This is a genomic window from Ruegeria sp. H4, from assembly GCF_056533065.1.
On sequence record NZ_JBQFOC010000001.1, the window covers coordinates 1,207,181 to 1,220,911 of the forward strand.

9 protein-coding genes are annotated in these 13,731 nt (G+C 57.7%); 5 read left to right on the forward strand and 4 right to left on the reverse strand.

Translation table 11 applies throughout. The features are described 5' to 3' along the window. Window positions 1-28: 28 nt before the first annotated feature. Together ACR0KG_RS06155 and ACR0KG_RS06160 are read right to left on the reverse strand one after the other, a co-directional pair. Window positions 29-3,796, reverse strand: a complete 3,768-nt coding sequence (locus ACR0KG_RS06155) for an efflux RND transporter permease subunit (RefSeq protein WP_480546709.1) — start codon at window positions 3,794-3,796, stop codon at window positions 29-31. Then, the gene (locus tag ACR0KG_RS06160; protein WP_480826770.1) at window positions 3,793-5,019 is read right to left on the reverse strand and encodes an efflux RND transporter periplasmic adaptor subunit; all 1,227 of its coding nucleotides are present in this window, start codon (window positions 5,017-5,019) and stop codon (window positions 3,793-3,795) included. The genes ACR0KG_RS06155 and ACR0KG_RS06160 overlap by 4 nt, the downstream gene beginning before the upstream one ends. 226 nt (window positions 5,020-5,245) lie before the next feature. Between ACR0KG_RS06160 and ACR0KG_RS06165 the strand changes: the two genes are divergently transcribed. From ACR0KG_RS06165 to ACR0KG_RS06185, 5 genes are all read left to right on the forward strand, one after another. Next, window positions 5,246-5,917 carry a hypothetical protein gene (locus ACR0KG_RS06165; protein WP_480826771.1) on the forward strand — a complete coding sequence of 224 codons (672 nt, stop codon included), beginning with the start codon at window positions 5,246-5,248 and terminating at the stop codon, window positions 5,915-5,917. Between the two features lie 39 nt (window positions 5,918-5,956). Continuing rightward, on the forward strand, window positions 5,957-7,279 hold the full coding sequence (locus ACR0KG_RS06170; protein ID WP_480542334.1) for a PQQ-like beta-propeller repeat protein: 1,323 nt from the start codon (window positions 5,957-5,959) through the stop codon (window positions 7,277-7,279). Between the two features lie 48 nt (window positions 7,280-7,327). Next, window positions 7,328-8,791, forward strand: coding sequence for a ribosome biogenesis GTPase Der (der, locus tag ACR0KG_RS06175; RefSeq protein WP_480826772.1), 1,464 nt, complete (start codon window positions 7,328-7,330; stop codon window positions 8,789-8,791). Between the two features lie 162 nt (window positions 8,792-8,953). After that, a complete protein-coding gene (locus ACR0KG_RS06180; protein ID WP_480542338.1) occupies window positions 8,954-9,940 on the forward strand; it encodes a fatty acid desaturase in 987 nt (328 codons plus the stop codon). Window positions 9,941-10,026: 86 nt separating this feature from the next. Continuing rightward, the gene (locus ACR0KG_RS06185; RefSeq protein ID WP_480826773.1) at window positions 10,027-10,614 is read left to right on the forward strand and encodes a helix-hairpin-helix domain-containing protein; all 588 of its coding nucleotides are present in this window, start codon (window positions 10,027-10,029) and stop codon (window positions 10,612-10,614) included. Window positions 10,615-10,669: 55 nt separating this feature from the next. On the opposite strand, the gene serS is transcribed toward ACR0KG_RS06185, so the two are convergent. Both serS and ACR0KG_RS06195 read right to left on the reverse strand, forming a co-directional pair. After that, on the reverse strand, window positions 10,670-11,962 hold the full coding sequence (gene serS, locus ACR0KG_RS06190; protein ID WP_480826774.1) for a serine--tRNA ligase: 1,293 nt from the start codon (window positions 11,960-11,962) through the stop codon (window positions 10,670-10,672). Between the two features lie 86 nt (window positions 11,963-12,048). Next, complete coding sequence (locus ACR0KG_RS06195; protein ID WP_480826775.1) at window positions 12,049-13,710, reverse strand: mechanosensitive ion channel family protein; 1,662 nt, start codon at window positions 13,708-13,710, stop codon at window positions 12,049-12,051. Window positions 13,711-13,731: the final 21 nt, after the last annotated feature.

Consider the following 13,731-nt stretch of genomic DNA (forward strand, 5'->3'; position numbering starts at 1 on the left):
AAGGGCCGGGTGATCCGGCCCTTTTGATTTACTCCGCAGCTTTCAAGGGTGCACCGGGTGGTGCGTCGGGCGTTTTGTCCGCCGCTGCGGGGGGATCTGTCCAGACCAGCTCGGTCGCCTGCATGGCGCGCGCGCTGCGCCCGATGGCCATATCCTGCGCGATCTGGCTAGAGCGGCCGGCGGTGACGCGTGCCAGCACCCTGCCGAACCAGATCGCGTAGGTTGTCACCCAAACGCGTAGCGCCAGCATTGAGGGCGTGACAATCAACGTCAGAACCGTTGCGATGCCCAACCCGAACACCACGGCAGTTGCCAGCTGCTTCCACCACAAGGCTGTCGGGCTGTCGATCGTGTAGCCGCCATTGATGAAGTCCAAAGACAGGCCAAACATCATCGGTGTCAGGCCCGCCATGGTGGTCAGGGTGGTCAGCAGAACCGGGCGAATCCGGGCTTCGGCTGTGCGGACAATCGCATCAATACGCGGCATATAACGGCTGTATTCCTGATAGGTATCGATCAGAACAATGTTGTTGTTCACCACAATCCCCGCCAGCGCCACGATCCCGGTGCCGGTCATGATGATCGAGAAGGGTTGCTCCATCACCAGCATCCCGATCAACACCCCGGTGGTGGACAGGACCACGGCCAGTAGAACCAGGATCGAGTTGTAGAAGCTGTTGAACTGCGCCAGCAGGATCACGAACATCAAGCCCAACGCACCGGCAAAGGCATTCATCAGGAAGGCCCCGGACTCGGCCTGATCCTCCTGATCGCCGGTCCATTCCCAGCTGATCGCGGGGTCGAAGGGGCTGGTGTCCAGCCACTCGGTCAGAACAGCGATCCGCTCGTTCGGGTTGATCAGGCTGGTCCGCGCATCACCATCGTCGATGGCTGTGCGCAGCTCGTCAATCGAAGCTGCACCCGTCAGCATCACCAGATCGAACTGCTTGCCATCCGGCATGGTCAGGGTTGATGCGGTGGGCTCTGTGCCGTCCTCAAGCGCGCGGACCACGGCCAGACGCTCTTCGGTGCCGTCACTGCCGTTCACAAACAGCTTGCTCAGGCCCGGTTCAACATCCGCTTTTACATCGTAGTAGCGCTCCTGATCAATGCGGTTGATCTCGGCCAGTTTGGGCACCGGTTGGCGTGTGACAAAGTTCGACAAGGGCACCAACCCGTCAGGTGTGCGGACTTTCAAGGTATCCAGCGTTGACAGCACCCGATCTTCCTCGGGCAGGCGAACGCGAATTTCGATTTCTTCATCCGTGCTATCAGGGCGCATCTCTCCCAGCAGAATGCCACGTGTGACCAGTTGAACCATCGCACCAACGGTCGCCACATCGGCGCCGAAACGGCCCGCTTTGGCAACGTCCACATCAATCTGCCAGTCGATGCCGGGCAGGGGCAGGGTGTCTTCAACCTTGATCAGGCCGGGTGTCGTATCGAACTGCGCGCGTGCGGCGTCGGTGGCTGCGGTCAAGCTGTCCCAATTGTCACCCTTGATCCGCAGATGCACGGGCTTGGCCGAGGCGGGCCCTTGTTCTAGCGCCGCTATTTCGACAACAAACCCCGGCAGTTCGGCCAGTTGAGCCCCCAGCTCTTCCAGGACAAAGTCGCCGTCATACTCGGGGGCGACGGAATGGCGATCAAACAAGCCACCCAGAATGGGTTCGTGTACATTGGGGCGATCTTCCCATGGGATGATCTCGAACTGGACACGACCAACCGTGTCTGCCGGGGCTTCGGCCCCTCCATTGTTCTGATTCAGACCGCCTTCGCCCGCAAATGAGAACACATTGATAACCGCTGGATGCGCGGCAATAACCTGTTCTGCTGCCAGCACCATGGCGTCTTTTTCATCAAGCGACAGGTTCCCGCGGGCGCGCACATAGGCGGTGGCCTGTTCCGGCTCGCTTTCGACGAAAAACTCAACTCCGCGATTGTTTTCCCCGAAATATGTAACAACCGAAATAACGGCAAACCCCACTGCGACGATTGAAACGATTGGCATGATTGGATTGCCGACCAGAAACTTGATCGCATATCCGAAAGGCGTGTGCTCTTTCGCTGTATGAACGGTGGTATCTGGCGCGCGTTCGATTTTGGCGGCGCCCAGGGTTACCGACCCGGCAAATGCGCCGAAGATCATCAGCACAGCGCCCGCAAATGATCCACCAACCGGTAGCAAATATCCCGGATTCAGGACCTGCATCGCACCCAGGAAAACAAGGTAGAACGACGGTGCCACCAATACGGCACGCAACCACCATGGAGTGCGTGCGCGCAACCAGTTCGACGAACGGTCGAAGACACGGCTCAGCCGTCCGGACACGCCGCCCATGACCGGCAGGTAGATCAGCGCAACGATGAGCGAAGCGGACAGAACAAAGATCAGGGTAACCGGAAGCATCCCCATGAACTCACCCGGAATGCCGGGCCAGAACAGCATTGGCAGGAATGCGCAAAGTGTGGTGGCGGTTGACGAGACGATAGGCCAGAACATGCGCTGCGCAGCCTGCACATAGGCATGCATCGGCCCAACCCCTTCTTTGATGCGCTTGTCTGCGAATTCGACAACCACGATTGCGCCGTCCACCAGCATGCCCACGGCCAGGATCAAACCGAACATCACGATGTTCGAAATACTCACGCCCATGACCGCAAGGAAAGCGAAACACAGCAGGAACGACGTAGGGATCGCGAAGCCCACCAGCAAAGCTGCGCGCGAACCTAGCGAAGCTAGAACAACGATCATCACCAACGCAATCGCCGTCAGAACCGAGCCTTCCAACTGGCTGACCATCGAACCGACTATGCGGCTCTGATCATTTGACGTGCCCACATCGACAGCCGCCTGCAGTTCAGGCGGCCACTTGCTTTGCGCTTCGGCCACTGTTGCTTTGACCTGCTCAACCGTGTCGATCAGGTTGAACCCTTTGCGTTTCACTACCTGCAAAGCGACGGTTGGTACATTGTCGAAACGGGCCGTGCCTTCGCGATCTTCAAAGGTGTAATTGATCTCGGCCAACTCGCCCAAGGTTACAACCCGGTCGCCATTGACCTTGATCGGAAGGCCATACACGTCGCTTGGGGTTTTAAATGATGATGGGATTTTGACTGAGAATGTGCCCTGTGCAGTATCAACTTCACCGGCTGCGATCAGTTGGTTGTTGTTGCGAACAACATCAATCAACTCAGCTGCGGTGACGTTATAGGCTTCAAGCCTTAACGGATCGATGATGACTTCCAGCAGCTCGTCCCGATTGCCGGCGATCCCGGCCTCGAGCACTGAATCCAGTGCCTCCAGCTCGTCCTGCAGGTCTTTGGCGACGCGCGCCATCGTGCGTTCCGGCACAGCGCCGGTCAGGTTGACGATCACGATCGGGAATTCGGAAAAGTTTATCTCGAACAGCGAGTATTGTTCGGCCCCTTCCGGGAACTCGGCCTGCGCACTGTTCATGGCATCGCGTACATCTGCCATGATCGCGGTCTTGTCCCATCCGAAATCAAATTCGAGCGCGATACCGGCATAGTCTTCGGCAGCCGTGGCGGTCATTTCTTTCAGACCGTCAAGATCAGCGAGTTCCGTCTCCATTGGCTTGACCAAAAGGTTCTCGGAATCCTCGGCGGAAATGCCCGGAAACTGGACCGACACAAACAGGGCCGGGATTTCAATATCCGGCTCGCCTTCTTTCGGCAGATTCACATAGGCAAAGCCGCCAATGACCAGCGAAATGGCGATAAAGGCCAGAACCATTCGGGCCCGATCAGCGGCCCATGCGACAACACCTGTCATTGCGACGCTTCCTGATAGGTTGGGGCGACAGTGACGCCCCGGATCACGAATTCCTGTCCGACGACTATAATATCAACTGTTTCTGCCAATCCGCCAATCCAAACGCCCTCGGCCGTGTCGCGCAGCACGCGGATGGGTGCAAAATCGACAATATTCCCCGCTCCAACCGTCCGAACGCCCAATTGACCCTCGTTGTTCAGCGTCAATGCTGACTGAGGCAGCAAATGTGCCTTGGCCCCTTCGGCAGCAATGCGAATCGTGGCGGTTTGTCCATCGCGGATGGTTAGGTCCGCATTGGGCACGGTGATTTCCACCTCGAAGGTACGGGTGGTTTCATCCGCTGAACGGCTGAGGAATGTCACGCGGCCTTCAACCTGTCGACCCGTGACCAATTGTGCAGATGCTTCAGCACCGACTTGTACGCGATTGACCTCGGTCTCGGGTACAAATCCAACCAACTTGATCGGGTCCAGCTGAATTACCGTGGCACAAAGAGAGCCAGGCTGCATCAAGCTGCCCAATTCTGCCGTGTCGCTTTCCAGCAGACCTCGGAACGGGGCGTTTATGGTCAGGCGGTTGATCTCACGCTGAGCGGCTTCGACCTCTGCCGCGGCTGCCTCGATACCCGCGCGGGTGGCTTCTAACCCCGCTTCGGCGGATTTGATACCGGCTTCGGCGGTACTCATCGCAGCTTCGCTGGAAATACGACGGGTCTCTGATCCGAACCCGGTTTCTGACAACTTCTGAGCCGCCGTCAGATTGATCTGTGCCTCAGCAACAAGGGCGTGCGCTTCTTCCAGGCGCGCTTCGGATTCAGGGATACGGCTTTCCGCTTCCAGCTTCCGGGCCATCGCCTCGGCGAGGCTGGCGGGACGGCTGCCGGGATCAAGTTCGCACAGCAGATCGCCGCTTTCGACAAAGGCGCCGCGCCGCTTGGGTTCTGACACAACGGTTGATGTGGTTTCGGCCAGCACTTCAACCTGACGGTTTGCTTGTGTTTCACCGCGCAACAGAACGGCGCTGTCGATCTCGCGCGCTTGTGAGCGAATAGCCACCACGCGCACCGCGTCTTCGGCTGCGGCGTCCGGGTTTTCACCCTCAGCGGCGGCAGGCGCATCCGCGTCGTCGCGCCCGGCAAATGCAAATAGCGAGTCGCGCTCAAAAACCAGAAAATACAAAGCAACAATCACCAGAAGGGCGTTGATGAATGAAATCAACCGCATAAAGTGGTACTCCCAGAGTTCCGTATCAGAAAATATCTGACATTCATGCCTGTAGATGGGGTTCGGCATGTGGATTTTCTACGCTGAACTGAATAGTTCGGTTCACTTTTTTTCGCAAGGGCGGACTCTGGCATCAAGATCGTGCGAAATCCGGCTCTTGGCTTGGCCGTGGCGGCGGGGTATGACATGGCGCACGAATGCAAGACAGAACAGCCCGGGGGCAGGGATGAGCGATACCGACAGTTTCATCGATGAGGTCACAGAAGAAGTCCGGCGCGACCGGATGTACCTGCTGTTGCGCCGCTGGGGCTGGGTTGGTGTTGTTGCGGTCATCCTGATCGTAGGTGGCGCGGCCTTCAATGAGGTCCGCAAAGCGCGCGAAACAGCACGGGCACAGTCGCTGGGTGACGAGATTCTCGCGGCATTGTCCGAGAATGATTCCGCCGCGCGGGCTACTGGTTTGCAAGGCATTGAAACACCATCTGCGGGTGGCGAGGCGGTTCTAAATATGTTGCTGTCCGCGTCGCAGATAGAAGCCGGTTCGGAGTCGGATGCAGTAGCCAGCCTAAATGCAATCGCAGTGCAGGGGGATCTGCCGGAAATCTATCGCGCGATTGCAAGCTTCAAAGCGCTTTTGCTGCAGACAGATACGATGCCAGTTGCAGATCGGCGCTTGCAGTTTGAGGCGCTGGCCGCTCCTGGTGCACCGCTGCGTCTGCTGGCGGAAGAACAATTGGCGCTCATCGACATTTCCGAAGGCAATGTGGATGCGGCCCTGGATCGTCTGCAAGCGCTGCGACAAGATGCCGAGATCGGGATCGATATGCAGCAGCGTGCCGCGCAACTGATCACCGCTTTGGGTGGCGAGCCGGACCCGTTAGTGGCACAACAAGGCTAAGCTGACGGGAAGACAAAGGACAGGCGAGTTCGGATTGATATGGTAACAAATGTATTCTCCCGCATGGGGCTGCCCGCTGCGGCGATTGCCCTGACCACGTTGGCTGCCTGCCAAGAGCCCGAGGTTATACTTCCCGGCGCACGCGAAGACATCCGGCCCGCATCCGATACCGAGACTGTGGAAACGCAAGGGTCGCAGCCCATCAGCCTGCCGGCGCAAACTGCGAACAGCAGCTGGTCACAAAGCCCCGGTACGCCTGCCTTCAGAACAACCCATGCCGCGTTGCGGGCTGCGCCGCAGCGGGTGTGGTCGGCTTCGATCGGTGCAGGCGACTCGCGCAAGCAGCGCATCACTGCCGAGCCCGTTGTCGCCGGTGGACTGATCTATACGCTGGACGCGGCCAGCACCGTTTCGGCGGTGACGCCTCAGGGGCAGGTGGCATGGACTGCGGACCTTATCCCTGCCACGGACAAAGACGGTGATGCCACAGGTGGTGGCATGGCCTACGCGGATGGGGTTCTTTATGTGTCATCCGGTTTTGGCCGTCTGACCGCGTTGGACGCCAAAAGTGGTGCCGTTCGCTGGCAGAATCGCCTGAACGCAACAGGCAGTGGTTCGCCCTTGGTTTCAGATGGGCTTTTGTATCTGGTCGCGGGCGACGAAACCGGCTGGGCCATCACGACCAAGGATGGGCGCATCGCTTGGCAGATCGAAGGTACCCCGAGCGTCGGCAATGTTCTGGGTGCGCCTGCGCCGGTCATTGCCTCGGACCTCTCGGTATTTGCGTTCGGATCGGGGGACATCGCTGCCACCTTCCGTCGTGGTGGCATCCGTCGTTGGAACGCCTCGGTCGCTGGTGGGCGTCGGGGGCGGGCCGCCGCTCAGATCGTGGATGTCACGGGTTCCCCCATGGTGGTCGGCGATACGATCTACATCGGAAACCACTCGGGCCGCACCGTTGCGTTTGACGCTGCATCGGGTGAGCGAAATTGGACCGCAGATGAAGGCGCGGTCGATACGGTTTGGCCTGCAGGTAACAGCGTTTTCCTGATCAGTGATCGCAGCCAGCTGGTACGCCTGAGTGCTGCTGACGGGTCCGTCATCTGGGCGCAGGATCTTCCGGGTTTTGTGAAAGACCGCCCAGGACGGCGCGGGCCGATTGTGGCCCATTATGGCCCGATTTTGGCGGGTGGGCGTCTTGTGGTGGCGTCCAATGATGGCTATCTGCGCTTCTTCAATCCAGTTGACGGATCGCTGATCAATCAGGTCGAGGTGCCGGGCGGCGCAACAACAACGCCTGTTGTGGCCAACCAGACATTGTACGTTGTCTCGACCAAGGGTGATCTACACGCTTTTCGTTGACCCAAAGATACGCTAAAGGGCGCATCTTGAGTCTTGAAAGTTGAGAACATGTCATTGACCCTCGCCATCGTGGGGCGCCCAAATGTGGGCAAATCCACCCTGTTCAATCGCCTTGTGGGCAAACGTCTGGCCTTGGTCGATGACCAGCCCGGTGTGACGCGCGACCTGCGCGAAGGCGAAGGGCGGCTGGGCGATCTGCGGTTCACGGTTATCGACACGGCGGGTCTTGAGGATGCGACCGATGACAGCCTTCAGGGCAGGATGCGCCGCCTGACCGAACGTGCGGTGGATATGGCCGATGTGTGCCTGTTCATGATAGACGCGCGTACCGGGCTAACCCCAACGGATGAAATGTTTGCGGAGATCCTGCGCAAACGCTCGAAACACGTGATTTTGGCTGCCAACAAGGCCGAAGGTTCGGCGGCAGATGCCGGTGTGCTTGAGGCCTACAATCTGGGCCTGGGTGAGCCAGTGCGCTTATCAGGAGAGCATGGCGAGGGGATGACGGACCTCTATGCTCAACTGATGCCGCTCGCAGATGCGGCTGAGGAAAAGGCCGAGGACGACACGCCCGTCGTCGATATTGAACTTGATGAGGATGGCGAGGGCGAAACTCCTCTGATTACGGCAGCGAAGCCCTTGCAGGTTGCCGTCGTAGGTCGCCCGAATGCTGGTAAATCCACACTGATCAATAAAATCATCGGTGAAGATCGTCTATTAACCGGCCCAGAAGCCGGGATTACCCGCGACGCGATCAGCTTGCGGATCGACTGGGCCGATCCCGATGGCGACAGCACCCCTATGCGGATTTTCGACACGGCGGGGATGCGCAAAAAGGCCAAGGTTCAGGAAAAGCTTGAAAAACTCTCGGTGTCAGATGGTCTGCGCGCTGTGAAGTTTGCCGAAGTTGTGGTCGTCCTTCTGGATGCGGCGATCCCCTTCGAGCAGCAGGACCTGCGCATCGCTGACCTGGCTGAGCGTGAAGGGCGCGCCGTGGTGGTTGCCGTCAACAAATGGGATATCGAAGAGGACAAGCAGGAAAAACTGCGTGACCTTAAGGAGTCATTTGAGCGTTTGCTACCGCAACTGCGCGGTGCACCTCTGATCACTGTATCGGCGAAGACGGGTCGCGGGCTCGAACGCTTGCGTGCTGCGATACTACGTGCGCATGACGTCTGGAATCGCCGCGTGCCCACGGCTGCGCTTAACCGCTGGCTGACCGCAATGCTGGAACAGCACCCGCCGCCAGCACCCCAAGGGCGTCGAATCAAACTGCGCTACATGACCCAGGCCAAAACCCGCCCGCCGGGGTTTGTGGTGATGTGTTCACATCCCGACAAGATGCCCGCCAGCTACACTCGCTATCTGGTGAATGGTTTGCGCGAAGATTTTGACATGCCCGGCACGCCGATCCGCCTGACCCTGCGGGGGCAAGGCGACAAGAACCCGTATAAGGGACGGCGCAAGAAAAATGCCGGTGCTTTGGCCAAGCATCTCAAGGGTAAGGCGTAACTGCGCCAATTTTCAGCGTTTTTAGCCTTGGGGCGTGACAGCGCCTTTTCCCCGCGCTAGCATTCGTCTGCGTGCATATGTTTTCATGCGCGCGGCTTGTGCGCGGGCAATCCGCGCTTATTTTTGGTTCAAATTAACCAGGCCTCGTGGGGAGCGCATTGGATGGATCTTAGGGAATATACAAGACAATACGCAGTTCAGGATAACAGGCTGGCAGCGCTAAGCTATTTCGGAACTTTTGCGGTGTATTTTGCATCGCTGGCTCTGGCGATCGCGTTTGTGGATCGCTGGTATATCATGGTTCCGGCTGGCATCGTTTTTGCTTTTTCAGCCGTACGTCTTTATGTGTTACAACATGACTGCGGGCACCATTCGCTGTTTGAGACGCGGCAACAGAATGAATGGGCGGGGCATGGGTTGTCGCCGTTTACCTTCGCGCCGTTCGAGGTGATGAAGCAGAACCACAATCTTCATCATTCGGGGATCGGCAATCTGGAACACCGTGAAACCGGTGAAATCCACACTATGACCCTGCGGGAATGGTCTGAAGCAGACTGGAAGAAACGCCTGTTTTATCGCCTGTATCGCAACCCGTTCATCCTTGTGCCCGTCGGGGCGTTGTTCACCTATTTCATCCGCTATCGCTGGCCCAAGAACACGGTCCGGTTCGGCGTTGCCGGTGTTCTTTTGCACAACCTGTCGATCATCGTGTTTCTGGGGCTGCTCTGGCTGATCGCGGGGACAACGGGCATTCTGGTCTGGCTTGTGTTTTCGTTTATCGGCGGAATGCTGGGTGTGTTCCTTGTCTATCTTCAGCACAACTTTGAAGACACCTATTGGGACAGGCGGCCTGATCTCGATCCTAAAATCGCAGCGCTACAGGGATCTTCGGCTTTGGACTTTGGATGGTGGTTCGATAATGCGGTGGCCTGTATCACCCTGCACGATATCCACCATTTCAATGCCCGCATCCCGTCTTACAGGCTGCGTGCATGCCACTATAACCTGCCGCCTGAATACACCCCGCGCCGGATCAAATTCCCCGAGGCTGTGGCGGCGCTGAACCTCAAACTTTGGGACGAAGATGCAAAGCGTCTGGTGCCTTTTCCGAAGAAGGGGCGCACGGCCAATCTGGCCCATAGCAGTTAAGTTCGCAGCAAGTGACCGTCGTGACTTGAAGGTTTGTATATCCGGTGTATATACGTAGATGCAGGGAATGAGAGAAAGGACCGATAATGACCGCAGTGACCAACGTAAAAGGTGTGGGAGACGTGCTCTCCACAGCTTTGGCCGCCAATGGCTATAAGACTGCCGAAGCCATGGCAAAGGCCAAGCCCGAAGATCTGGTCAAGGTCCCTAGAATTGGTTTGGCGCGCGCCGCTGTTCTGATCGCTGCTGCCAAAGAAGCAATCGCTGCGAAACCCGCCACCGCGAAGCGCGCCCCGGCAACGCGGCGGGCTGCGACACGCAAACCGGCGGCTCGCAAACCCGCGGCCCAAAAAACTACTACGCGCAAAACCGTTGCTGCCGCCGCAGCTGAAAAACGTGCGGAAGAAGCCGCGAAGAAAGCCGCCGAGGAAAAAGCCGCTGCTGAAGCTGCCGAGGCGAAGGCCAAGAAGAAAGCCAAAGCCAAAGCAAAGGCAGAGAAGGCTGCCAAGAAGCGCGCCGAGATGGAGGCCGCGTTTTCGAAAGCCAAGGACAAGGTGAAGGCCAAGTCTAAAAAGGACAAGAAGTCCAAAAAGGACGATAAAAAGAAAGACGCTGGCAAGAAAGACAGCAAGAAGAAAGAAAAGAAAAAAGATAAGAAAAAGGCGAAGAAGTAACCTATCTTCGCCCCATTGTCTTAAAAGCCGGCGCTGATCGAAGCGCCGGTTTTTCTTATGTTAGTGTACCGTCTGTTTGAAGCGTCAGCTTACCGCCCAGATAGGGGCTCAGTACCTCGGGCAGAGTCACGGTACCATCTTCGTTCTGACCGTTTTCAAGTACGGCGATCAGGCAGCGACCTACGGCCAGACCCGAGCCATTCAGGCTGTGCACATATTCCGGCTTGCCGCCGCCTTCGGGACGAAATCGCGCGTTCATGCGGCGGGCCTGAAAATTACCGGTGGTCGAGACCGAGCTGATTTCGCGATAGGTGTTCTGACCCGGCAACCAGGCTTCGATATCAAAGGTGCGGCGCGCGCCAAAGCCCATGTCGCCAGTGCATAAAACGACGGTGCGGTAGGGGATGCCCAGCTGTTCCAGCAGGTCCTCGGCACAGCGCAGCATGCGCTTTTGTTCCTCATCCGATTTGTCCGGATGCGTGATCGAGACCATTTCGACCTTTTCGAACTGGTGCTGACGCAGCATACCGGCGGTGTCCTTGCCAGCGCTGCCGGCCTCGGACCGGAAACAGGCGGTGTGCGCGGTCATGCGGATAGGCAGGGCGGATTCGTCCAGAATGTTACCCGCTACCGAATAGGTCAGCGTTACTTCGGAGGTGGGGATCAGCCACCAGCCATTGGTGGTTTTATAGCTGTCATCGCCGAATTTCGGCAGCTTGTCGGTGCCGTACATCGCCTCATCCCGAACCAGAACGGGCGTTTGCATTTCGGTCAGACCATTCTTGTCGATATGGGTGTCCAGCATAAACTGGGCCAGTGCTCGGTGTATGCGTGCCACGCCTTTGGACAGGTTCACAAACCGGCTGCCGCTGGTCTTGGCGGCGGTTTCAAAATCCATCGCTGCGGCAACGGCGGGGATGTCGTAATGCTCCTTCGGGTCAAAATCGAAGTTGCGGGGATTTCCCCAGCGGTTCACTTCGACATTGTCCTCTTCATCCGCACCCTGGGGTACGTCGTCCGCGGGCAGGTTGGCGATGCGCGCCAGTTGGTCGGTCAGCAGCGCATCAAGGTCCTTGGCCTCGTTCTGCATCTGGGCGATTTCGGCCTTTTTCTGCGCCACAAGCGCGCGCAGGCGTTCGAATTCAGCCTCATCCCCACGGCCCTTGGCGGCGCCGACCTCTTTGCTGGCCTTGTTCTGTTCGGCCTGCGCCGTCTCTGCGGCCAGAATCTTGGCGCGGCGGCTTTCATCCAGCCGCAACAAATCTGACGACACCGGCGCGTCCCCACGGCGCGCAAGGGCGGCGTCAAAGGCGGCAGGGTTTTCGCGTATGGCGCGGATGTCGTGCATAGTTCAGATCCTTAATGCGTGAATCACTAAAGCCGCTTATGCACTATATGGCTGCAAGGGTGTAGCACCGGTTAAGCGATTTCCGCCTAGGCCTTTTCATCCCCATCATCTTCATGCGCCAGATGGCCGTCCCAACCTTCAGTCGGAATTTTGGGCTCTGGCGGATCGGCGATGTAAGACGGCGTCATGATCTGGACGTTGTTCTCGTTGAACACGGCCACGATGTTACGGTGCAGATCAGATTTGATCTTGGGAATGATGCTGCCTCGCGTGGTATATCCATTGATCTGATAGTTGATCGCGTAGTCAGCCAACGCAGTCCACAAAACGAAGGGTTCTGGTTTGGTCTTGATGCTCTTGGTGCGATGCGCGGCCTCGATCAGCATCGCCTCGATCTTTTCGGGTGGCTCTTCGTAACCGATGCCAACCGTTGTGTGCAGCAACAAGCCGCTGCCATCGGTTTTCTTCGAGAAATTCACAACGTCTGAATTCATCAACTGGGAATTTGGGATTGAGATCAACTCGTTCTTGATGGATTTCAGATGGGTTTCCATCAGCTTGATCTGCACCACGTCACCGATGTGATCACCGATCTGAATGCGATCCCCAATCGAGGTTGATCGGCGATAGATCACAAACAAGCCAGCCAGCATGTTGGACACAACCGAGTTCGCGCCTAACGACAGCATGGCCCCCACAAGAATGGTCAGCCCCTGAAAGGCTGCCGAATCCGAGCCCGGAATGTAAGGCACCGCAAATACAAGGGCGATTAGAACGACGACGACCCGGGCGATGTTGAAGGTTGGATTGATCCAGTGCCTTTCGAAATCCCGCATCTCAAAAGATCCGGCCTCGACCGCGTCGAAAAACACCCGCATTCCCCGGATGATATACAGCGTGATCCATGTGATCAGCGCCAGCATGATCAGGTTGGGGATATAGCTGATTATGCCTCGGAAGATCAGCAAGACCGGTTCGGTCAGGTAGGTCAGCAGCAACTGGGCAAAATACCGTGTTTCGGCGAACGACAGCAGCACGAAGGACAGGTAGTAGTAGAAACCCAAAAAGAAGAGGATCAGCAGGATAAAGTTCAGCCCATAGCGGATCAGGGCGGCAATCGCTTCGGCCTGGACGCTTTTGGCCGTCACGGTTTCAACGTCTTTCAAATAGCCTTGAACGATTTCCAGCGTGCGCCGCTTGATCCGTCGGTGCAGCCAAAGGATCAGCACGATGAAGACCACAAACCCAAAGGTCCAGCCAGCGGCCTCGATAGCGCCGGAAACGCGCGCCTGATCACTGCGGTTGGCACGGTAGGTGACGATGGCTTCGCGGATCGCATCTCCCTGCAACACGCTGATAATATCGATCTCCATCTGGTCCAGTTCGGCATCCGCCTCGGTTGCCACGGACACAACAACACCATCTGCAAGAATCTCCGTTCCGAGCTCGCTGTCCCGATAGGTGATCTCGACATTCAGGCTTTCTGATGATTCAGCGATTTCAATGATCCTGTTCTGGACCCGCTCAGCCCGTTCATTGGCGGGCAGAGCAGACGAACCACGCAGGAAGAAGAGCGGATCACCATCGATAATGACCGGCGCTTTGAACACTTCAGAGCCAGCCGCGTCAGCCTCGGATGGCTCAGCGGGTGTATCCTGAGCCTGTCCTGCGGTGGATAGAATGGTGATCAGCAGCAGCGTGGATAGCAAAAGCTTCAGTCGCTGCAAGTATTTGTAGAGAAATCTCATCACGCCCCCCTAGGGCCGACT

Bases quoted from the DNA above. Each gene is read 5' to 3' on its own strand.
- ACR0KG_RS06155 (WP_480546709.1), bottom strand. From the start codon at position 3,796: ATGACAGGTGTTGTCGCATGGGCCGCTGATCGGGCCCGAATGGTTCTG.
- ACR0KG_RS06160 (WP_480826770.1), bottom strand. From the start codon at position 5,019: ATGCGGTTGATTTCATTCATCAACGCCCTTCTGGTGATTGTTGCTTTG.
- ACR0KG_RS06165 (WP_480826771.1), top strand. From the start codon at position 5,246: ATGAGCGATACCGACAGTTTCATCGATGAGGTCACAGAAGAAGTCCGG.
- ACR0KG_RS06170 (WP_480542334.1), top strand. From the start codon at position 5,957: ATGGTAACAAATGTATTCTCCCGCATGGGGCTGCCCGCTGCGGCGATT.
- der (WP_480826772.1), top strand. From the start codon at position 7,328: ATGTCATTGACCCTCGCCATCGTGGGGCGCCCAAATGTGGGCAAATCC.
- ACR0KG_RS06180 (WP_480542338.1), top strand. From the start codon at position 8,954: ATGGATCTTAGGGAATATACAAGACAATACGCAGTTCAGGATAACAGG.
- ACR0KG_RS06185 (WP_480826773.1), top strand. From the start codon at position 10,027: ATGACCGCAGTGACCAACGTAAAAGGTGTGGGAGACGTGCTCTCCACA.
- serS (WP_480826774.1), bottom strand. From the start codon at position 11,962: ATGCACGACATCCGCGCCATACGCGAAAACCCTGCCGCCTTTGACGCC.
- ACR0KG_RS06195 (WP_480826775.1), bottom strand. From the start codon at position 13,710: ATGAGATTTCTCTACAAATACTTGCAGCGACTGAAGCTTTTGCTATCC.